The 20448-nt window shown below is 54.0% G+C and carries 25 protein-coding genes; 9 read left to right on the top strand and 16 right to left on the bottom strand.

Annotation, left to right across the window (positions count from 1 at the left end; translation table 11 throughout):
* Positions 1-2 precede the first annotated feature (2 nt).
* The 3 genes from Q1L85_RS09525 to Q1L85_RS09515 form a co-directional block, all read right to left on the bottom strand.
* Entirely contained in the window at positions 3-671 is a 669-nt protein-coding gene (locus Q1L85_RS09525; protein ID WP_300427964.1) for an RluA family pseudouridine synthase, read from the bottom strand.
* Positions 668-2059, bottom strand: a complete 1392-nt coding sequence (gene yegQ / locus Q1L85_RS09520) for a tRNA 5-hydroxyuridine modification protein YegQ (protein WP_300432955.1) — start codon at positions 2057-2059, stop codon at positions 668-670. Before yegQ ends, Q1L85_RS09525 begins: the two co-directional genes overlap by 4 nt.
* Positions 2060-2148: 89 nt before the next feature.
* The gene (locus Q1L85_RS09515; protein WP_300428278.1) at positions 2149-2673 is read right to left on the bottom strand and encodes a hypothetical protein; all 525 of its coding nucleotides are present in this window, start codon (positions 2671-2673) and stop codon (positions 2149-2151) included.
* A 142-nt stretch (positions 2674-2815) separates the two neighbouring features.
* Between Q1L85_RS09515 and Q1L85_RS09510 the strand changes: the two genes are divergently transcribed.
* Positions 2816-3253 carry a hypothetical protein gene (locus Q1L85_RS09510; RefSeq protein ID WP_300428277.1) on the top strand — a complete coding sequence of 146 codons (438 nt, stop codon included), beginning with the start codon at positions 2816-2818 and terminating at the stop codon, positions 3251-3253.
* On the opposite strand, the gene Q1L85_RS09505 is transcribed toward Q1L85_RS09510, so the two are convergent.
* From Q1L85_RS09505 to Q1L85_RS09495, 3 genes are all read right to left on the bottom strand, one after another.
* Positions 3244-3849, bottom strand: a complete 606-nt coding sequence (locus tag Q1L85_RS09505) for a YigZ family protein (protein ID WP_300428276.1) — start codon at positions 3847-3849, stop codon at positions 3244-3246. The genes Q1L85_RS09510 and Q1L85_RS09505 overlap by 10 nt on opposite strands.
* A gap of 4 nt (positions 3850-3853) precedes the next feature.
* Positions 3854-4861, bottom strand: a complete 1008-nt coding sequence (locus Q1L85_RS09500; RefSeq protein WP_300432952.1) for a class I SAM-dependent methyltransferase — start codon at positions 4859-4861, stop codon at positions 3854-3856.
* Between the two features lie 65 nt (positions 4862-4926).
* The gene (locus Q1L85_RS09495; RefSeq protein WP_300428274.1) at positions 4927-5277 is read right to left on the bottom strand and encodes a hypothetical protein; all 351 of its coding nucleotides are present in this window, start codon (positions 5275-5277) and stop codon (positions 4927-4929) included.
* A 103-nt stretch (positions 5278-5380) separates the two neighbouring features.
* Between Q1L85_RS09495 and Q1L85_RS09490 the strand changes: the two genes are divergently transcribed.
* Together Q1L85_RS09490 and Q1L85_RS09485 are read left to right on the top strand one after the other, a co-directional pair.
* Entirely contained in the window at positions 5381-6322 is a 942-nt protein-coding gene (locus tag Q1L85_RS09490; protein WP_300428273.1) for an AEC family transporter, read from the top strand.
* A 51-nt stretch (positions 6323-6373) separates the two neighbouring features.
* Positions 6374-7300, top strand: coding sequence for a DUF4062 domain-containing protein (locus Q1L85_RS09485; protein ID WP_300428272.1), 927 nt, complete (start codon positions 6374-6376; stop codon positions 7298-7300).
* A 6-nt stretch (positions 7301-7306) separates the two neighbouring features.
* Here Q1L85_RS09485 and Q1L85_RS09480 read toward each other — a convergent pair whose 3' ends face one another.
* Positions 7307-7642, bottom strand: a complete 336-nt coding sequence (locus tag Q1L85_RS09480; protein WP_300428271.1) for a metalloregulator ArsR/SmtB family transcription factor — start codon at positions 7640-7642, stop codon at positions 7307-7309.
* Positions 7643-7924: 282 nt separating this feature from the next.
* Here Q1L85_RS09480 and Q1L85_RS09475 point away from each other — a divergent pair, with 282 nt between their 5' ends.
* From Q1L85_RS09475 to sthA, 3 genes are all read left to right on the top strand, one after another.
* Entirely contained in the window at positions 7925-8878 is a 954-nt protein-coding gene (locus tag Q1L85_RS09475; RefSeq protein WP_300428270.1) for an FAD:protein FMN transferase, read from the top strand.
* Between the two features lie 24 nt (positions 8879-8902).
* A complete protein-coding gene (gene nqrM / locus Q1L85_RS09470) occupies positions 8903-9136 on the top strand; it encodes a (Na+)-NQR maturation NqrM (protein WP_300428269.1) in 234 nt (77 codons plus the stop codon).
* A gap of 65 nt (positions 9137-9201) precedes the next feature.
* Positions 9202-10593 carry a Si-specific NAD(P)(+) transhydrogenase gene (gene sthA, locus Q1L85_RS09465; RefSeq protein ID WP_300432949.1) on the top strand — a complete coding sequence of 464 codons (1392 nt, stop codon included), beginning with the start codon at positions 9202-9204 and terminating at the stop codon, positions 10591-10593.
* Between the two features lie 23 nt (positions 10594-10616).
* Here sthA and Q1L85_RS09460 read toward each other — a convergent pair whose 3' ends face one another.
* From Q1L85_RS09460 to tal, 3 genes are read right to left on the bottom strand one after another with little or no spacing between them, the layout of a single operon-like run.
* Entirely contained in the window at positions 10617-11465 is an 849-nt protein-coding gene (locus Q1L85_RS09460; protein WP_300428077.1) for a DNA replication terminus site-binding protein, read from the bottom strand.
* A complete protein-coding gene (locus Q1L85_RS09455; RefSeq protein WP_300428076.1) occupies positions 11455-11892 on the bottom strand; it encodes a TerB family tellurite resistance protein in 438 nt (145 codons plus the stop codon). The genes Q1L85_RS09460 and Q1L85_RS09455 overlap by 11 nt, the downstream gene beginning before the upstream one ends.
* Positions 11889-12839 carry a transaldolase gene (tal, locus tag Q1L85_RS09450; RefSeq protein WP_300428075.1) on the bottom strand — a complete coding sequence of 317 codons (951 nt, stop codon included), beginning with the start codon at positions 12837-12839 and terminating at the stop codon, positions 11889-11891. Before tal ends, Q1L85_RS09455 begins: the two co-directional genes overlap by 4 nt.
* 133 nt (positions 12840-12972) lie before the next feature.
* Between tal and Q1L85_RS09445 the strand changes: the two genes are divergently transcribed.
* Positions 12973-13296 (top strand): rhodanese-like domain-containing protein, encoded by a 324-nt coding sequence (locus Q1L85_RS09445; RefSeq protein ID WP_300428074.1) that lies wholly within the window; start codon positions 12973-12975, stop codon positions 13294-13296.
* Positions 13297-13310: 14 nt separating this feature from the next.
* Here the strand turns inward: Q1L85_RS09445 and dusA are convergent, their stop codons facing one another.
* From dusA to Q1L85_RS09420, 5 genes are read right to left on the bottom strand one after another with little or no spacing between them, the layout of a single operon-like run.
* A complete protein-coding gene (gene dusA / locus Q1L85_RS09440) occupies positions 13311-14282 on the bottom strand; it encodes a tRNA dihydrouridine(20/20a) synthase DusA (protein ID WP_300428073.1) in 972 nt (323 codons plus the stop codon).
* A gap of 3 nt (positions 14283-14285) precedes the next feature.
* A complete protein-coding gene (gene hflD, locus Q1L85_RS09435) occupies positions 14286-14912 on the bottom strand; it encodes a high frequency lysogenization protein HflD (protein ID WP_300428072.1) in 627 nt (208 codons plus the stop codon).
* The gene (gene mnmA / locus Q1L85_RS09430; protein ID WP_300428070.1) at positions 14909-16006 is read right to left on the bottom strand and encodes a tRNA 2-thiouridine(34) synthase MnmA; all 1098 of its coding nucleotides are present in this window, start codon (positions 16004-16006) and stop codon (positions 14909-14911) included. Before mnmA ends, hflD begins: the two co-directional genes overlap by 4 nt.
* Positions 16007-16456: an NUDIX hydrolase gene (locus Q1L85_RS09425; RefSeq protein WP_300428069.1), complete on the bottom strand. Its 450-nt coding sequence runs from the start codon at positions 16454-16456 to the stop codon at positions 16007-16009. It abuts the gene before it with no gap.
* Positions 16457-16514: 58 nt separating this feature from the next.
* Positions 16515-17150: a pseudouridine synthase gene (locus tag Q1L85_RS09420; RefSeq protein WP_300428068.1), complete on the bottom strand. Its 636-nt coding sequence runs from the start codon at positions 17148-17150 to the stop codon at positions 16515-16517.
* A 222-nt stretch (positions 17151-17372) separates the two neighbouring features.
* Here Q1L85_RS09420 and Q1L85_RS09415 point away from each other — a divergent pair, with 222 nt between their 5' ends.
* On the top strand, positions 17373-19595 hold the full coding sequence (locus Q1L85_RS09415) for an NADP-dependent isocitrate dehydrogenase (protein ID WP_300428067.1): 2223 nt from the start codon (positions 17373-17375) through the stop codon (positions 19593-19595).
* A gap of 62 nt (positions 19596-19657) precedes the next feature.
* On the opposite strand, the gene cspD is transcribed toward Q1L85_RS09415, so the two are convergent.
* Positions 19658-19909, bottom strand: coding sequence for a cold shock domain-containing protein CspD (cspD, locus tag Q1L85_RS09410; RefSeq protein ID WP_300428066.1), 252 nt, complete (start codon positions 19907-19909; stop codon positions 19658-19660).
* Between the two features lie 188 nt (positions 19910-20097).
* Between cspD and clpS the strand changes: the two genes are divergently transcribed.
* Positions 20098-20448: an ATP-dependent Clp protease adapter ClpS gene (clpS, locus tag Q1L85_RS09405; RefSeq protein WP_300428078.1), complete on the top strand. Its 351-nt coding sequence runs from the start codon at positions 20098-20100 to the stop codon at positions 20446-20448.

Genomic DNA, 20448 nt, shown 5'->3' with positions numbered 1-20448 from the left:
GATTAAAAGCCGGGCTCCAATCTGAACTCCATGCGCTTCCCTGTTGTCGGGTGGTCAAACTCCAGTTCTTTTGCGTGCAGGCACAGGCGCGGTTCCGACTGAGCAGCGTCCCCTGCGTACAGGGTGTCGCCCACAATCGGATGGCCAATCTGCTGCATATGCAGGCGTAACTGGTGCGAACGCCCGGTCTTCGGAAATAACGCCACGCGGGTGTTGCCATTCTCGACGGAAAGCTTCTTCCAGCGCGTCAGCGCATAGCGTCCATCACAATGGCTGATCATCTGCAGAGGGCGGTTCGGCCAGTCAACGATGATCGGCAGATTGATGCAGCCACCGTTAGCGCTGATCTCGCCCATCACTACTGCTTCGTACACCTTGCGGGTGGTCTGAGCTTCAAACTGGCGCTGTACCGTGTTGAGCGCTTTCTTATCCCGGGCGAACACCAGAATGCCTGAGGTGTCCTGATCGAGCCGGTGAATGACCAGAATCTCGCCGTAACGTTCCTGCAGGCGGGCGACACAGGAGTCCTTCAGATAGCGGCCCGGTACACTCAGCAGGCCCGCAGGCTTATTGACGACGATGATGTCGTCGTCAATGTAGAGCGGCGGAATCAGGCCTTCATTGCTGATGTGACTTGTATCGCGTGGCGAGCTGTGACGGTTGTCGCTCATGCTTTATCCTGCGCGTGTTCAGCAGCGATTACCGCGCTCTGGTCTGGCGCATCCGGTAAATTGCGGATCAGCATGGCCCGTTCCAGAGGCAGGTGATCGAGGCCCTCAGCGGGGATGGTGACAATAAACCCGGAACCGGGAGCGTCATCGCGTGGGTTGCCGCCGGTGTCCCGGATGTCGTTGAGCTGGTAGGTGACGTTACCTGCGGTGGTCATCAGTTCAACGGTATCGCCATTCTGAAAGCGGTTTTTCACTTCAACGGTCAGACGACCGTCGCGCACATGGGTGATCTGACCCACAAACTGCTGGTGTACGGACGCTGAATTACCACGTTCATAGTTCTGATATTCATCGTGAACATGGCGCCGGAAGAAGCCTTCGGTGTAACCCCGGTTCGACATGTTCTCCAGTGTGTCCATCAGGCCTTTATCGAACCCTTTTCCTGCTACGGCATCATCAATCGCTTTGCGGTAAGCCTGCGCGGTGCGAGCAACGTAGTAGTGCGATTTTGTCCGGCCTTCGATTTTGAGCGAATGTACACCCAACTCAACCAGCTTCTCGATGTGCTGGATGGCTCTCAGATCCTTCGAGTTCATGATGTAGGTGCCGTGCTCGTCTTCGAACGCAGGCATGTATTCGTTAGGGCGGTTACCTTCCTGTAGCAGGAAGATCTTGTCGGAAGTCGCGCCGCGTCCGAGCGTCGGGTCAAATTCGTTAACGCCTTTCGGAATGACATCGCCACCGGCGGTTTCTTCGGCTTCGTGCGCGTCGTATTTCCATCGGCAGGCATTGGTGCAGGTGCCCTGGTTCGGATCGCGATGATTCATATAGCCTGACAGCAGGCAACGTCCTGAATAGGCGATGCACAGCGCGCCATGCACGAAGACTTCGATTTCCATTTCCGGGCACTTTTCCCGGATTTCAGCGATTTCTTCAATTGAAAGTTCGCGTGAGAGAATGATGCGGCTGACGCCCTGACGGCGCCAGAACTCGACACTGGCGTAGTTGACAACGTTGGCCTGGACCGAGAGATGAATGACCTGGTCGGGCCATTTGTCTTTGACCATCATGATCAGGCCTGGATCAGACATGATCAGGGCGTCCGGTTTCATCTCAATGACGGGCTCGATGTCGCGCATATAGGTCGCGATTTTCGAGTTGTGTGGCGCGATGTTGCTCGCCACATAGAATTGCTTGCCCAGATTGTGAGCGTACTCAATGCCTGTAGCCAGATTTTCCATGTTGAAATCGTTGTTGCGTACGCGAAGGCTGTAACGCGGCTGTCCTGCATACACGGCGTCGGCACCGTAGGCAAACGCGTATTTCATATTGTTCAGGGTACCCGCAGGGGACAGCAGCTCTGGGGTGAATTTGCCAGCAGACGACATAGCGACAGGACTCCTCACGAAAAGTGCGCGGAGGGTACCACAGAGCGCCCCGTGGCTGAATCCCGGGGCACTTAAGGCGTGTTATTTGTTTACGATGACAGGCCGAAAAGAGAGACCTCGGTCTCTGAAATCTGCCTCAGGGCTGTGCGCGACACCGGCCGCTGCGCCACTTCTCTCAGCGTGGATTCCCATTCACTGAAAACATCCGCTGCATAGCTGCTAAGGCCCTCCGCATCGCCGCCGAGCTGGTCCAGCTCACTGTACAGGTCTCCTATGGTGTCCCGGATAAGAGGCAGGTCGTCGCATTCGGGATCATTGAGCATATCCATGGCTGCACTGGTGGCAGCAATGCACAGGTCAGTGATGCGGCCGTTCAGTGAGTCGGCCGCTTCGTAGTTTTCCTGCCAGGTAAGGAACTCCTGGTAGAAGCGCTCCAGATTCTGTGCGGATTTCAGCTCGCCGGAGACCCAGCTGTTGAGTTTAGTCAGCAGTTTATCCCAGGGCGTGAAATCATGATTATCTTCTGCTTTCTGCAGTTCAATATGAGGCTTGCAGCATTGAATGAGCGCCAGGCACCAGCAGGAGCGTGCGATATGAGAAAGGTCGGATGGCATGGGTGAATACTCTTAAAATATGGCGCCATATTATTCGAATATGAAGATCCACAGAAGTCTCTGATGGTCTTCGGATAAGATATAAAACGCATAGGGTCGTGATATATCCGCAAAACCTGTTAACCGGGTCACATGCCTATAAATGGCACGAATTATTGCCTTGACTTTGCATATTCCAGAGGTTTCGCTATTGTCTAATATGTGTACAGATTTGCCGGCAATGCCTATGAACACTAGTATCAGACTCAGAAACAACGAAGGGACAGAAATATATGTCTCTGCGGAACAGATTACGCCCCTGGGTTTTCAAAGTGAAATAAGCCATGAACTGATCCCCGATATTCGTGATGAGAGCGGTCGATTCCGTGTGTTCGATATCTGTATGCCGGCTGAAACAAATGATCATTGCGACGTTATCGGTCAGTGCCGGGTGCACTCAATGCGGCGGGTATCAGCAGACAAAAGCATCATATGTGTGCGATATGAAAACGTCAGTGCTGAGGTGTATCGTAGTCTTTATGAATCAGAAGGCGATTTTACTTCGATGAGAGAGAGGGCTCCGGTTCTTCGTCATGCCTGATCGTCTGAAAAGCGGATCAGTCTTCCCTCCGGTGCATTGATAAGCTGTTCAAACGCCTCCTGAGTTCCTTCCAGTGCCAGTACTGGGCCGTCTGCTACATATTCTTCTTTGATTACACAGAGTCCTGCCTGCGCGATGAGGCGCCTCAGTGTCGACTCCTGTGCAAAATCGCACTGAGCGGTTTGGGTCAGCAGTTGTCGATATTCCCTCAAGGTTGGTTCTGCCTGCGCGCAGATCGCTCCAGCCCCCTGGGCGTAGGCCCGCTGGAGTCCGCCCGTTCCCAGCTTAGTCCCACCAAAGTATCGCGTAATCAGAACAGCGGCATTCACAACGCCGTGGTGTTGAAGCACCTTTAGGATTGGCTGGCCTGCGGTGCCACCGGGTTCTCCGTCGTCAGAGAAGCCTTCGACAACCTGATTGTGTTCGTTGAAGTATCGGAAGCCATAGCAGACGTGGCTCGCTTTGGGGTGTTGTAACCTCAGTTCTGCCTGTCGTTGTTTCAGGGCTGTTTCATCCGACACAGGAATAAGCTCGTTAAGAAAACGGCTGCGCTTCTCTTCAGTTTCGATGAAAACAGAGTTGACGGGTTCAAGCATGTTGCTATTTCTGGCACCGGTAGAGGCTGAAACGCTTGTCGCCTGAAATGACCCGGACTGAGCGGAACAGCCGCTTCAGCATGGGCTGGTAGGGCAGATGGCGGTTGGCAATCACCAGAAGGGTACCGGTGGGGCTGAGCTGGCGGGCTGCATCGCGGAACATCAGTTGGGCAATGTTCGTCAGTTCTTTATGGCCATCATGAAATGGCGGATTGCATAGAATCCAGTCGAGAGTCTCGGTGACTCCGGAGAGGGCATTGCCCTGGCGCACCTCAATGTTTTTCAACGCATTGGCCGTTGCGTTTCTTCGGGCGGAGAGAACTGCCAGCTCCGAGTCGTCGGTGGCAATGATACGGGCGCCGGGTATCTGGTGACTCAGGGCCAGGCTCAGAATGCCATTTCCACATCCTAGGTCGCAGATTGTGCCTTCAGCGTCAGCCGGCAAATGGTCAAGCAGTACTGCGGCCCCCGGGTCGAGTTGTTGGCGTCCGAAAACACCGGGAAGGGCCTCTACGCTCATCCCCTGATACTGATAACCCTGCCAGATATCGACCAGACCAGTAAACCGGCTCAGGCCCCTGAGGGTCATTAGGCGGGCTTTCCTGGTGATCGGGTGTTGGATGTAATCTTCGGAATGCGCTTCAAGCCAGTTAAGAAGTGCCACCGGAATGTGCTTGGCCATGCCGCTCAGGTATACAGTCGCCTCGGGCCATCTCTCTGCAATGGTCGCGAGTTGGTGGGTCAGCTGATCATTATTTTTGGGAATGCGGATCAATACCTGACGGATGTCCGTGAGCGCTTCAATATCTGACCAGGCTGAGGGTGTTACGGGCGGCAGCTGATTCCGGGCGCGGTTACTGATTAAGGCCTGCTGGCCGCAGTAACTCTCGGTCCATGAATGGGCGTCTGGCAGTGCGCAGGACAGGGCGCCGTGCCGGTCGTTCAGGATCAGTGTCGAGGCACTGTTTTCGGCACTGGAAAGCAGGTAGGTGTCCGCGCTGTCCCATGGCATGCTGACATGTTCAGGGACAGGAGGAAAACATTGCAACTCAAGGTCTGTGTCGGCCCAGAATGGCATCAGTAATAGTCGTCCTGGCCACCACGCTCAAACCGGTCAAAGATATCTTCTTCCCGCTCGCGATCGGGCCGCTTTTCTTCAGCTTTCTGCGCTTCCTGCTCTTTAATCCGACGTTTTTCGGCTTCTTTGGCTTTCAGCTCGGCCGCTTTGCGCTGGTCGTCATCAGCAATTTTCTTCGCTTCCGGATTCTCATCAAGAAACTTCTGATACACAGACTTCACTTTTTTGTTCTTATCAACCCGCTTGCCTGTCTGCCTGTCGTGATTGGCAGCACGCTTCAGTTTCTGGATGTTGCCGGTTTTCACCTGGTGGATCCGCTTCAGTGAGCGGGTTTTCTTTTTACGGGTCATGACAAAGGTCTGATGCTGGAAATATGGGGCGATTTTACCTCAGGTGCCGGGATCATGCATGGGGCATGTGTATAATGGCCGGCTTAATTTCTGAGATTGATCCATGTACATCGATACCCTGATACGAACACTGGAAATCACCTCGCCGGTTGTGCTTCTGGTTCTTCTGGGGGTGTGGCTGCGCCGCAGCGGTGCGATTGATGCATCGTTTATCAGTATGGCGTCGCGCCTGGTCTTCAATGTATCGCTGCCCGTTCTGATGTTTATGGCGATTGTAAACGCGGAGAACGACGGCAAAGGGCACTCTGCACTGATTATGTTCTCGTTGGGTGCCGGAGCGGGGGCGTTTGCTGTGGCGGCCGTCGCCGCGCGCGTATTTGCTATTCCAGTTGTCAGTCGCGGAGCCTTTGTTCAGGCGTCTTTCCGTTCTAATCTCGGTATTGTCGGACTGGCCCTGTGTCTCAATGCCTACCCGCTGGAGGGCGCTGTACTTGGCGCCATCGTACTGGCCGTCGTCACACCTTTGTATAATCTTCTGTCAGTCTGGGTGCTGGCTTCCACCTCTGGCAACGTCCGCTGGCGCGACCAGCTGGTGGAGGTGTTGAAGAATCCACTGATCATAGCGATTGTCGCCGCGGCCGTGGTCCGCTGGACGGGTTACCAGCCGGGGCCTGTGATACAGAAAACGGGGACTGCCCTGGGGGCGATGACCCTGCCATTGGCTCTTATAGGTATAGGCGGTTCTCTCAGCGCCTCAGCGGTGCGCGCCAGCCGGCGCGGAACTCTGCTTGCTGTCATGCTGAAACTGGTGATTCTGCCGGTTCTGATTGTTGCTGCAGCCATCGGAATGGGCTTTCGTGGGGCAGAGCTGATGGTGCTTGCACTCATGTTCTCGTCGCCCACCGCGGCTGCAGCTTTTGTGATGGCCGTGTCTATGAAAGCGGATGGTCAGCTGACAGCCAATGTTATTGCACTGTCGACGCTTGGGGCGGCTTTTTCGGTCAGTGCTATGATTTATGTTCTGACCCTGGCCGGACTGGTATAGTGTGCGGCTTATCTTTGTGACGAACCCTGACATCCGGATTGTTAGACTCTGATGACGAAAGTCGAAAAACGCCTGCTTATTTACATCTCCAGCCTGCCGTCTGCTGCAGAAGCCCGTTTCGAAACTGAGCGCCAGGCGGCGATGAAGCAGGCACTGACCTGTGGGCTGGTCTGGCCGAATGACAGCGCCGATTATGACTGGGTTCTGGTACGTCGCCAGATCGAAGAGGCGGATGCGTTCATACTTTTGTGCGGCAGAGAGTATGGCCCGGTCACGCCGACTGGACTAAGCCTCCAGCACCGCGAGCTGGTGCATGCTCAGTCACTGAATAAGCCCGTATATGTCCTCATAGAAAATGCTGCAGCCACCGGTGCGACGCCTGATCAGTTAAAGCTTGAAGACTTCAGGCGTCAGTTGATGGCTCAGGTGCCACACAAAGTCTGGCATCTCGGAGATGAACTCAGCGTTCATGTGAAAGCGACGATTCAGGGCTGGCAGCGTAAGGGCCTTGGCAGTCTGGCAGCGGAGTCCGCGGCCTTGCAGCCTGGGGAAGTTACCTTGCCCGAGAGCTTCAGACTGATGCCCGAACCGTCAGTGGTATCTCCGGTGAAGAGGGTGCGAGGCGGTCCGGCCCGTGAGGCGATTACTCTGACGGTTCAGGCAAACGTATATCGTGGTGGCACTCTTACCCGTCATCTCGTGAAAATTAACAGTCGTACCGATCGGATCTGGCGCGATCTGGAGCCATTGCTGCGGTTGGGTTCGAGCGAAGATCGCCTGCGCTCAATTGTAGAGCAGTCGGTTACCAGTGAGGCGAGCAGGTTACTGCTGGAAGAGCACAAAGGCAGTCACGCGGTTGATGACGTGCGTATCGAACGGAATCAGTTTCGCCAGCTTCTGTCCCGCTGGGCCCGCGATGGTTTAGTGACTGACCAGCGTGATGGAGCAAGGACGCGCTGGTCGCTGAAAGGTGTGTAAGACGGATCAGCCGCCGAGCAGGGTTGAGCGCTGCTCCCACTCTGATTTCATACCATCACAGACAATATTGCAGACATCGAAAATAAAGGGTGCTGCGATACTGAAATAGGCCATATTGCCTTCCTGTCTGCGCTTTACCAGACCATGGGTGCGAAGCGTCGACAGATGCTTGGAGACGTTTGGCTGGGAAGCGCCGGTATTTTCTACCAGTTCGGTCACAGACTTTTCTCCTGCCTGAAGCTGATGGAGTATCTTCAGCCGCATCGGATCAGAAAGCAGACGGAAGCGCTGAGCGATGAGTTCAAGCATTTCGTCTGACATGGGCTTGTCGGTGTTGGCCATCTACAATCCTAATATTGAGAACTATTCGCGTATTCTATTCTGAATTCCATCTCAGAAATATAACTGAGTATTTATTTCATCATAAAATTTTGTTCAGTGCATATATTCGTTGGTTATACGTCGGGTGTTAAGGCCGTGTGCCTTCTGTATACTGAGCGCCTTCTGAGATGTTCCGAAAGGGTGTTGCGCGTGGTCCACAGCCGAACTTTATTGCTTGTAGTACTGTCTCTGTTTTTATTGGCCTGCAGTCAACAGGACGCGCCCGGCAAAGCAGCTTCCGGAGTGACTAAGATCGCGGGTCAGACGATGGGCTCGATGTATCACATCAGCTGGGTCGGCGGAGACAAGCAGCCATCCGAAGTTTACGAGACAGTAGAGCAGCGCCTGGCACATCTTATTTCTGTATTTTCGACCTACGAAACCACCTCTGAGTTGTCGCAACTTAACGCCAGAGCAGCCAGCATTACCGGGCAGTGGGTGCCCGTGAGCGGTGATCTGATGTCGGTGCTCCGTGATGCTGAGAAAGTTCACAGATACAGCATTGGCCGGATGGATATCACTGTTGGTCCGCTGGTGAACCTGTGGGGCTTCGGGCCTGAGGCTCACGATACGGTGCCGCCAGAAGATCAGGTACAGGCACTGCTTGCAGGCGTCGGTATGCGTCATCTTACTTTGCGTCCGGAAACAAATGAGATTCGTATGGATCAGCCTCTGTACCTGGATCTCTCTGCCGTGGCTAAAGGGTGGGCTGTCGATGACATCGGTCTGCTGCTTGAGGCAATGGGAATCGAGAATTATCTGGTGGAGATCGGCGGTGAGGTGCGTATTCGCGGTCGAAAGCCCGGGGGCGACTGGCGCATTGCTATTGAACGCCCTGTAATGGAAGTGGGTCAGTCAGTGCAGAAAATCATTGCACCGGGAGATATGGCCGTCGCTACATCCGGGGATTACCGGAATTATTTTGAGAAGGATGGTCGCCGTTATTCTCATACCATAGATCCCACGAATGGCTATCCTATCAATCACAGGCTCGCGTCAGTGACGCTGGTGATGCCGACTTGCTCTATGGCGGATGCCTGGGCAACGGCCATTAATGTCGCCGGTCCAGATGCCGGGATCGCCCTGGCGGAAGCAAACGATCTGGCGGCTTATATGATTATCCGGGATGGCGAGGGCTACCGGGAGGAGGCCTCGTCCGCCTTTATTAAGTTATTCGGTCCGTTGGCTGAACAATAAGCTTACTTTTGAGGAATTCTGATTATGTCGACAATTCTGGTCGCGTTTGGCGTCATGTTGTTTATCGTAGCAGCCATGGCCATCGGCGTTATCATGGGACGCAAACCGATATCCGGCTCCTGTGGTGGCATGAGTGCCATCGGCATGGAGACCGCGTGTGATGTCTGTGGTGGTGATAAGAAAAAGTGCGAAAAAGAGAGCAAAACAGCCGCAGATGCCTCTGCTGACGCCAGTTTTTACGATGCGACCAAACGCTGATAGGGCAGTCTGGCAATAATTGCCTACAATAATCATAACTCAACGCTATATAACGGAGTGATTTCATGGCGGATTACCACTACGACGTCGTCATCATAGGTGCTGGCCCTGCGGGCGAAGGGGCGGCAATGAATGCTGCCAAAAAAGGAAAGAAGGTCGCTGTCGTAGAAGACAAAAAAATGGTGGGTGGTAACTGTACTCACCTGGGCACTATTCCGTCGAAAGCGCTTCGTCACGCCGTAAAGCAGATTATTCAGTTCAACACCAACACCATGTTCCGTGAGATTGGTGAGCCGCGCTGGTTCTCTTTCCCTCAGGTGCTGAAAAGTGCTGAGAAGGTGATGGGCAAACAGGTCAAGCTGCGTACTGAATTCTATGGCCGCAATCGTGTCAGTGTTTATACCGGTAAGGCGTGCTTTGTAGATGACCATACGATTGACGTCATTCATGGCGAACAGACGAACACTCGTCTGCATGCTGATGAAGTGGTGATCGCAACCGGTTCGAGCCCATGGCGTCCGAAAGGTATTGATTTTGATCATCCGCGCATCTATGACTCAGATACCATCCTGCAGCTGGAGCACACGCCACGCACCCTGATTATTTATGGCGCCGGTGTCATTGGTTGCGAATACGCATCTATTTTCTCGGGTCTGGGTGTGAAGGTCGATCTGATCCACCCGGGTGATCGTCTGCTGAACTTCCTCGATGATGAGATCTCAGACGCTCTGAGCTATCACCTCAGGGACAAAGGAGCGTTGATTCGTCACAGCGAGCAATTCAGCTCGGTTGAAGCCAACGATCGTCATGTCACCATGACCATGGTATCGGGCAAGAAAGTGAAAGCCGATGCGTTTCTCTGGGCAGCTGGTCGTAATGGCAACACGAATGGCCTGGGGCTGGATAATATCGGACTGGAGACCAATAGCCGGGGGCAGGTGGAAGTCGACAAGGAATATCGCACATCGATTCCACACATTTATGCCATTGGTGATGTGATCGGCTGGCCAGCACTGGCGTCAGCCGCATATGACCAGGGCAGGGCAGCTGCCGCCATTATTGCTTCACCAGAAGAATTCCGTTTTGTTGATGAGGTGCCAACCGGTATCTACACGATTCCTGAGATTTCCTCGGTGGGCAAAACAGAGAAAGAACTGACTGAAGAAAAAGTCCCGTATGAGGTGGGTCAGGCGTTTTTCAAGAATATCGCCCGGGCACAGATTACAGGCGAAGGCGTTGGGATGTTAAAAATCCTGTTCCATCGCCAGACGATGGAATTACTGGGCATCCACTGCTTTGGTGACCAGGCGGCCGAGATTGTGCATATCGGCCAGGCCATCATGAATCAGAAGGGTGAAGGTAATAGCATCCGTTATTTTGTGAATACCACTTTCAACTATCCGACCATGGCAGAAGCCTATCGCGTGGCAGCGCTCAACGGTCTGAACCGTATCTGATACGTGTCCACACCTGCCGGACGTCAGCTCCGGTAGGTGTGAACCCGAATGCTCGGCAACAGAGGTTCGGGTGATATCCTGTCATCTTCCCGCATTTTTCTTCTGCGCCCTTCCGGGGCTTCCAGCGATACATCCCGTATGTGTGGCAGCTCACCATGAGCATTCGTATCAGGAACAAAGAGCGGCAGTGGGCAATTCATGGCCCTGCGGCCGTGCTCAAAGACGATGTTGGCACGGACAACCGGAGCCAGAGTCTGCACCCGGGCAAGCGGTGTCGCTGTTTTCAGGGTGCTGAGAGTAGCAAGTTGAACCTGAATGTGGGTTTTGTGTTCACCCAGCTCAAGAAGCAGGCGCTCCGCATCCTGATGGCTGATGCGCGTAATACTGCGCCCGTGGCTATACCATGAAAATCCAACCTTTACGGGCTTTTCCGCAAGGAGTGGAATCTTTCGTGTGCATTGTTTCAGGTGCAGGCGATTCAGCCCCGACTGCGACAGGCCTTGTCTGAAAGGCAGGGGCTGAGCGGCCAGCTCACTGCTGGCTTCTTTCCAGAGTTGCTCGGATTCGAGTCTGATCTGTCTGACCTGATGCGCAAAGGCATCTTTCTGGGCGTTTACATATTGCACCATAGATTGTGTCCGCGGTGTCGCAATGATGATCCCGTGACGGCTTCGGGTCAGGCGCCCATCAGCCCCAGACTGGTACGTCAGATCGCTCAGTAGCTCACAGCTCCATTGCAATGGTGTTGCCAACGACGCCTCGCTGTCTGTGAGCGGGATGTGATGTGCAGGTTGTTCGGCGTTCAGGTGATTGCAGAGGGCCTGTAACGAGCCCTTCAGAGCTTCGTAAGTGTGCTTAAGCTCACTGATCACGGGCAATCAGCTTCGTACGGATAAACTCACTGTGCGGAACGTAGAGCAGGTCTGAGATGCGGCGGATCAGATGCTCTTCGTATTTATCAAGGTTGTTATCAGCGTATGCAACCCGCCAGAGCGAGATCAGTAACTGAGACTTTTCTTTGTCGCTCCAGCTTGCGTGTATCGCTTCAGTAAAGCGGAACAGGTCGTTCGCAGCGGCAGATTGCGTCATTGCATCAGCCACGAGCCCGGCAGCCTCGGTAGTTGTCATTCCGGTAAGTTCAGTAATAGCGCTGCTGAGCGCTTCCTGCTCAACCGGAGCAATGTCGTGATCTGATTTCATCACCTCGATCAGCAACACCGCGGCTGCCAGATTAACGTCAGGCGCCGGGCGGGGCGCCTCTGCGGGCGCCATCAAGCGTTCGAGAAACTGACGGATCAAAGCAGCTCTCCGAGCTGTTGTTCGAGCAGGCGCTGGTCAGCCGCAAACCGACGTATACCGTCGGCCAGTTTTTCGGTAGCCATCGGATCTTCATTCATTGCCCAGCGGAAGCTTGCTTCGTTCACAGTAATCCGTTCGTCATTGGTATGAGCTTCTGAGGCTGCCAATCGCTGCGGAAGTTCCGCTGCATCACTGTCAAGCTTTGCAAGGATGTCAGGGCTGATGGTGAGCTTATCGCAACCAGCAAGGTGCTCAACCTCATCCGTGCTGCGGAAACTGGCGCCCATGACCACGGTTTTGTAACCATAGGTCTTGTAGTAGTTGTATATGCGGCTGACCGACTGCACGCCCGGATCGTTCGCGCCGGTGAAGTCTTCACCCGGCTGGTTGGCTTTGTACCAATCGAGAATGCGCCCAACAAAAGGGGAAATCAGGGTTGCCCCGGCTTCTGCACAGGCGACGGCCTGATGGAAATTAAACAGCAGTGTCAGGTTACAATGGATGCCTTCCTGCTCGAGCATCCGTGCTGCTTGAATGCCTTCCCAGGTGGAGGCGATCTTAATAAGAACACGGTCACGACTGACACCAGCGTCTTCATACATGGCAATGATTTTCTTTGCTTTGCTGATCGTCGCCTGCGTATCAAAGGAGAGCCGGGCGTCGACTTCAGTTGAGATCAGCCCGGGAATGATCTGCAGAATTTCCCGCCCGATGCTTACTGCCAGATAGTCACAGGCGTTGGTGATGAGGTCATCGCCATTGTCTGCAGAGCGTGCCCACTCTGCGGCCTTTTCCAGCAAAGGTCTGCTGGATTCCAGTGACGCTGCCTTGAGTATGAGAGAGGGGTTCGTCGTTGCGTCAACGGGCTTGTGGGCGCGTATCGCCTCAATGTCTCCGGTATCTGCGACAACAATCGTCATTTTCCGGAGTGCTTCCAGTTTGCTCATTGCTATATTCCAGTTCAGATATATCATGAATCTCTACTATGTTAGAGTCTCGCATGTCGGTATTAAGGTCAATTGACAGTCGTGGCTCTCCGGCATTTAAATTTTCATACACAACAAATAGTTGGAGAAAATAATGAAAGCGATTACTGCAATTCTGCTGTGGGCTTTTGCGGCAGTTGTTTATGCCGCAGAACCGGTCTGGATCGATGTGCGGACCGCCCAGGAGTTTTCAGGAGGTCACGTCGAAGGGGCCCTGAACATTCCGCACGGTGAAGTTGGCGATAAGGTACCGGCGATTGTGGCAGACAAATCGACGCCGATTTATCTCTATTGTCGTTCGGGGAATCGTGCAGGAAAAGCAAAGGCAGCTCTGGAGTCCCTGGGCTACAGCCATGTCTCTAATCTGGGAAGTCTGGCTGAGGCCGAAACTAAGTACGCCAACACTCAGCCGATGTAATCATCGTGGGGTGATCAGTACCCCACGTAAGCCAGGGCCTGCTCCATCACCTCAGTCCCCGATTCGCGCTTGTACGCATTTTCACTCAGATGGCGGCGATACAGGCGCGAGCCCCTTTCCCCATTAAACAGTCCCAGTGTGTGACGGCTGACGTAATGCAGTGGTGCACCCTCTGCCAGGAGGGTTTCAATGTACGGGTAGAGTGACCGGATGGCGTCTCCCTTACCAGTAATGGGAGCGTCACTGGAGAAGTAACGCTGGTCAGCTTCCATCAGTATGCTGGGGTTGTGGTAGGCCTCGCGTCCCAGCATGACACCGTCGACCTGTGTGAGCAGTTCTGCAATCTGATCATGCGTGGTGATGCCTCCATTAATGATGATTTCCAACCCGGGGAACTCGCGCTTAAGGCGGAATACATCCTCGTAGCGAAGTGGGGGAATTTCGCGGTTTTCCTTCGGGGAAAGCCCCGAAAGTATCGCTTTGCGGGCGTGCACAATAAACGTTTTGCAGCCAGTATCGGCGACGGTCCCAACGAAATCGCGCATTTCTTCGTAGCTGTCCTGATCGTCGATTCCAATCCGGTGTTTTACCGTGACATCGAGCGAGGTCGCATCCTGCATGGCCTTGACGCAGTCAGCGACCAGTTGAGGGTGCGCCATCAGACAGGCGCCGATCATATTGTTCTGTACCCGGTCGCTGGGGCAGCCGACGTTCAGATTTACCTCGTCGTAGTGCCACTCTTCGGCAAATTTTGCGCACTGCGCCAGCTCGTCAGGGTTGCTTCCCCCCAGTTGCAGGGCTATCGGGTGTTCTGCGTCGTGATAAGCGAGGAATCGCTCGCGATCACCGTGGATCAGGGCGCCGGTGGTGACCATCTCTGTGTATAGAAGGCTGTCGCGCGTCAGCTGTCGCCAGAAATAGCGGCAGTGGCGGTCGCTCCAGTCCATCATGGGGGCGGTCGAGAAGGTGCGGTTGATTGTCTTCATAGATCAGCGCTGGCTCAGCAGGTGGTCGCAGACCTGTCCATAGCGTTTACGGCTGATCAGCAATTGCCACCGTCGTCCGCCGACCTGACGCCAGAGTATTGCTGCGCGGATGCCAGCCAGCAGCAGGGTCCTGACTTTGTCTGCGGTCTTATTGCTCTGCAGATGGGTAGGATTGCCGGTCACGCGGATGCGGAAGCTTAGCTGGCTCAGGGTCTGTTTATACAGATCGGCGAGCGCAGCCAGGGTATTTTCATGATTCTCTGAGAAATGCATCGCCTGGCGCGAGGCCTGATTGATGCCAGTGCCAAGGGCATCCATCATCCCCGGCGAGCGTTGCAGCTTGCGCTCAAGGTGAAGGAGGCTCAGTGCATAACGGGTAACGTCCGGGTTAATGCCACGTGGGGTGCGGTGGCAGGCCAGCAGCAGCTGCTCGAGTCCCAGTCGCAGATTGTCTGCAGGAGGGCCGTAGATGTCATCAAAGGAGGACGGGTCCTGCTCAAACAGACTCTTGATAAGGGGGGTGCTCATTTCCTGGCGTAACTCGCCTGTGCGTGCCAGCTCTTCAACGAGCGTGGCTGCCTGAAACAGGGCCGCTAATGCGATGGCCTGCTGTTCTGCGCGTGGTCTCATTTGTTATTACCTGTTGTTTCGATCACGCCGCCGCCCAGGCACAGGTCATCGCTGTAAAAAACAACGGACTGTCCCGGAGTGACTGCTCTTTGCGGATTGTCGAATACCACCCGGTATCCGTCCCCGCTTTTTTCAATGGTGCACGCCTGGTCGTCCTGGCGGTATCTGACTTTGGCTTTTGCTTTCAAGGGCAGTTCAGGCTCTTCGTTAACCCAGAACACCTGAGAGGTGGTCAGCCAGTCCCGGAACAGGAGAGGGTGGTTCTTGCCCTGAACGGCAATCAATACATTCCTTTCCAGGTCTTTATCTGCAACGAACCACGGCGCGTCCGGATAATCTTTCAGGCCGCCGATGCCTAACCCCTGCCGCTGCCCAAGGGTGTGGTACATAAGGCCGCTGTGCTCGCCGATATCCACGCCTTCCGGGGTTTCAATCCTTCCGGGCTGCGCGGGCAGATACTGCTGGAGGAAGTCTTTAAAGCGACGCTCGCCGATAAAGCAGATTCCGGTTGAATCTTTTTTGTCGGCTGTCACCAGATTGTTGGCTTCTGCGATGCGGCGGACCTCCGGTTTTTCCAGCTCACCGACCGGAAAGAGAGTCATCGCAATTTCATCGCTGCCCACGGCGTGTAGGAAGTAGCTCTGATCCTTGTTTGCGTCCAGACCCTTGAGCAGCACTGTTTTGCCTTCCCGCTCGCCACGGCGGACATAATGCCCGGTGGCGATCAGGTCGGCTCCGAGGATCTTTGCGTATTCCAGGAAGGCCTTGAACTTAATCTCCCGGTTACACAGGATATCCGGGTTGGGCGTGCGGCCGGCCTTATACTCTTCCAGAAAGTGCTCGAAGACGTTATCCCAGTACTCTGCAGCAAAGTTTGCCTGGTGCAGGTGGATTCCCAGGGTGTCGCAGACCTGCTGGGCGTCAGCCAGATCCTCTTTGGCGGTACAGTATTCTGTGCCGTCGTCTTCGTCCCAGTTCTTCATAAACAGGCCTTCAACCTGATACCCCTGCTGCATCAGCAGATACGCAGATACTGAAGAATCGACACCGCCGGACATGCCGACGATTACTTTGGTGTTTGCTGGGTCTTTCATTTAGGGATGCTCGGTTATCAGCTCAAGCGGATAATGTTGCTTGCTGAGAAAGTCTTGTGCGCAAGTGAGAACCATCGCGCTTCGCAGTCGGTTGCAGGCTTGCAACTCTTCGATAGACATCCATGCCGGGCCGATAATGCCTTCATCCAGTGGCGCATCTGGGCGGTGCCTTATCGGCTCCGCAACCAGGCAATAGCGGTGATAAGTGATACCGTTCGATGGCGCGGTATACGTATAGAGCCCCAGGACGCCGGTCGGTCTGACTTCCCAGCCGGTTTCTTCAAGGGTCTCTCTGACGGCAGCCTGCTCGACGGTTTCGCCTGCTTCTATATGACCAGCAGGCTGGTTGAACACGGGGTTGCCGTCGCTCAGTTCTTCAACCATCAGAAACTTCCCGTTCTGGAAAACGATGGTGGCAACAGTCGCATGTGGAGTCCAACGTTCGGTCATAAATAAGCCTGCCTGAAATTGGTGCGCAGTTTACCCGAAGTGCTTATACCGACTCAAATCAGCGCCGCCTGTGTGCGCTTCCCCGGGGTTTGCGTTTATGCGAGTGAGGAGGTCTGCGGCCACGACTGGACTTTGGGGTGGACGCGGGAAGGTTGACTGAAAGCTGAACGAGGTCGCCGGGCTGCGGGACATCGCTTATTTTCCAGTTACCTATTGCAGCTCGGATAAGTCGCAATGTTGGGTGTCCGATGTGTGCAGTCATTCTGCGGACCTGTCGGTTACGCCCCTCACTGATACTGATTTCGAGCCATGTCGTTACATCGTTTTTGCGCTGGCGTATCGGAGGATGGCGCTCCCAGACCTCGGGCTGTCCGATAATGGCAACTTTGGCGGGTCTGGTCGGGCCGTCTTTCAGTACGACACCGTTCGTAAGCTGGCGCAGTGCATCCTCGGAGGGGCATCCTTCTACCTGTACCCAGTAAGTCTTGACCATCTTATGTTGAGGATCAGCTATCCTTGTCTGAAGCTCGCCTGAATCGGTCAGCAACAACAAGCCTTCCGAGTCGTAGTCGAGGCGCCCGGCGGGATAAAAGCCAGGCGTAGTAACATAGTTAGCAAGCGTGTCACGTCCCTCGTTGTCGGTGAACTGACAGAGGACATTAAAGGGTTTGTTGAGCAGGATGAGGTTTGCCATATTCCTGTAAGAAAACTACTTATTCTTTTGTCTAGCTTGCAATTTTTGTAGAAAAACTACAAATTAGCGCCCATTCAAAAAGGCGCGACTGAACGTCGGTAACATTGTGCACTGTTTACAGACAGTGTGCACAGGTACCGGTGTCGGACCCGGTGATTGGCCAAAAGCCTCACGCCCCCGACCCAAGCGACACAGCAATAGCATGAAGCGACAGGAGACAAAATGTCTACGATTGATTCCAAAATCATTTACACCGAGACCGATGAAGCACCGGCTCTGGCGACCTACTCACTGCTGCCGATCATTCAGGCATTTACCCGCAGTGCTGGTGTAGAGGTTGAAACCCGCGATATTTCATTGTCCGGCCGGATTCTGGCCAACTTCCCTGAATTCCTGGAAGAACATCAACGTATTCCTGACGCGCTTGCTGAGCTGGGCGAGCTTGCTGCCCGCCCTGAAGCTAACATCATTAAGCTGCCAAACATCAGCGCCTCGCTGCCGCAGCTGCGTGAAGCGATCAAAGAGCTTCGCTCCAAAGGTTTCGATGTTCCTGTGTATCCTACCAATCCGGCGACAGACGAAGATCGCGATGTTCAGGCGCGTTATGACCGAATTAAAGGCAGTGCGGTAAACCCTGTGCTGCGCGAGGGTAACTCTGACCGTCGTGCTCCTGCATCTGTAAAAGAATATGCCCGCAAGAACCCGCACAGCATGGGTGAATGGAGTGCCGATTCCCGTAGCGCAGTTGCGCACATGGACCAGGGGGACTTTTACGGAAGCGAGAAGTCTCTCACTCTGGCATCGGAAGATATTGTCGATATCGAGTTTACCGACACCGAAGGTAACGTTACTCCTCTGAAAGAAGGCCTCAAGCTACTGGCAGGTGAAGTCGTTGATGCATCCGTGATGGAAGCTGCCGCACTGCGGGAGTTCCTTGCTAAGGCGATTCAGGAAGCGAAGGACAAAGGTGTACTGTTCTCGGTTCATCTTAAAGCGACCATGATGAAAGTATCGGATCCGATTATTTTCGGTCATGTTGTTTCTGTGTTTTTCGCACCGGTGTTTGAAAAGTACGCAGAGACATTTGAGCGCCTGGGTGTTGATGTAAACAATGGTCTTGGTGATGTCTATGCCAAGATTGCAAAACTTTCTGATGCTGAGCGTGAGGCCATTGAGGCTGATATCGCCGCCTGTTACGCAGACCGACCAGCAATTGCGATGGTTAACTCTGACAAGGGTATCACCAACCTGCACGTGCCAAACGACGTGATTGTTGATGCTTCCATGCCAGCGATGATCCGTTCATCCGGTCAGATGTGGGGCGCTGATGGTAAGCTGCATGACACGATCGCTGTTATTCCTGATCGTTGCTACGCCGGTGTTTACCAGGAGACCATCAGTTTCTGTAAAGAGCACGGCGCCTTTGATCCGCGCACTATGGGTACAGTTCCTAACGTGGGACTGATGGCCCAGAAAGCCGAGGAATACGGCTCGCACAACAAAACATTCCAGATTCCGGGTGAAGGGACGGTCCGCGTTGTGAGCGAGAAGGGCGAAGTCCTGATTGAGCACAAGGTAAGCAAGGGTGATATCTGGCGTATGTGTCAGGCGAAAGATGCACCGATCCGGGATTGGGTTCGTCTTGCTGTTACCCGTGCCCGCGCGACCTCAACGCCAGCGATTTTCTGGCTCGATGAGAAGCGTGCGCATGATGCTGAGCTGATCCGTAAGGTAAACAGCTACCTGGCAGAAGAAAACACTGAAGGACTCGACATCCGCATTCTGGCACCTGAAGAAGCGACGCGAGTGACTCTGGCGCGCATGAAGGACGGTCAGGACACCATTTCTGTGACGGGTAACGTGCTGCGCGATTATCTGACAGACCTTTTCCCGATTCTTGAGCTGGGCACCAGTGCCAAGATGCTTTCGATTGTACCTCTGATGAGTGGTGGTGGTCTGTTCGAAACCGGTGCTGGCGGTTCCGCGCCTAAGCACGTTCAGCAGTTCCTGGAGGAAAACTTCCTGCGTTGGGATTCTCTCGGCGAGTTTATGGCGCTGTCTGCGTCGCTGGAGCACCTGAGCGAAGTCAATAACAATCCGAAGGCGGCCGTACTGGCGGACACTCTGGATGTTGCAACCGGTAAGATTCTTGAAGAACAGAAGTCGCCGGGGCGTGAAGTCGGTCATCTGGATAACCGTGGCAGTCATTTCTATCTTGCCATGTACTGGGCTGAGGCGCTGGCCGCACAGTCAACAGATGCTGAGCTGGCTGAGCAGTATGCGCCGCTGGCTAAGGCTTTGGCTGACAATGAGAAGACTATTCTGGCCGAGCTGGAAGCTGTCCAGAAGCATGCGGTCGATATTGGTGGTTACTACCGCCCGGATCCTGCACTTGCTGGGGCAGCGATGCGACCAAGCAAAACACTGAATGCTTTGATCGCCTGATTTGGGCGTCAGAGTAATTCTGAATAAAAAAACCGCCTTGTGGCGGTTTTTTTATGGGCGCTTCAGGCTGTTTCAAGCTCTGAGCTGCGAGAGGTCTGCTGCACCGGTTCATCAACGGATCTGATGTTGATGGCGTGGAGCCCCTTATCGCTGGGTTTCACGTCAAACTGAACTGTCTGTCCGGCCTTGAGCGTCCGGTAACCGTCCATTTCGATCATTGAGTAGTGTGCAAACAGGTCTTCTGCCGTGTCATCGGCGAGAATAAAGCCATACCCCTTTGCGTTGTTAAACCATTTCACTTTCCCTGTTTTCATAGTCACCTCCCTAACAGAGCCCGATGAACGATGGCGAAATTCTTGGCTCCCGCCATCCTGGCTGAAAACCCACACTACGCCCAGGCTTTTCGGCAGTCAAGCCTCTCATATACGACTTATTGGTTATACGAAGGCAGGGGCGTTATCATGTGACTAATTTTGCAAACTCATACTCCTTCAGGCGCAACATGTTCAAATCTCAACTAACATTAAGTAGTGAAGACACTCATCACGACGAAGACGGGAATACAGCCGTTCAGGAGTCTCTGCCGGAACTGAAACGGCCTTCAATGTACAGCGTTGTGATGATGAATGACGATTACACACCGATGGAGTTCGTGGTTGAGGTTTTGCAGAAGTTTTTCGACAAAACCTCTGAACAGGCAACGCAGATAATGTTGACAGTTCACACTAAAGGCAGTGCGGTCTGCGCAATCTATACAAAAGATATTGCGGAAACTAAAGCGGCGATAGTGAATCAATACTCCAGGGACTGTCAGCATCCGTTGATGTGTGAAATCGCCCCGGCAGAAGACTGA

The sequence above is a fragment of the uncultured Thalassolituus sp. genome (assembly GCF_950066645.1).
Lineage (GTDB): Bacteria > Pseudomonadota > Gammaproteobacteria > Pseudomonadales > Oceanobacteraceae > Thalassolituus.
The sequence above is the reverse complement of the archived record's forward strand: the minus strand, read 5'-3'. Positions and strand labels throughout refer to the sequence as shown.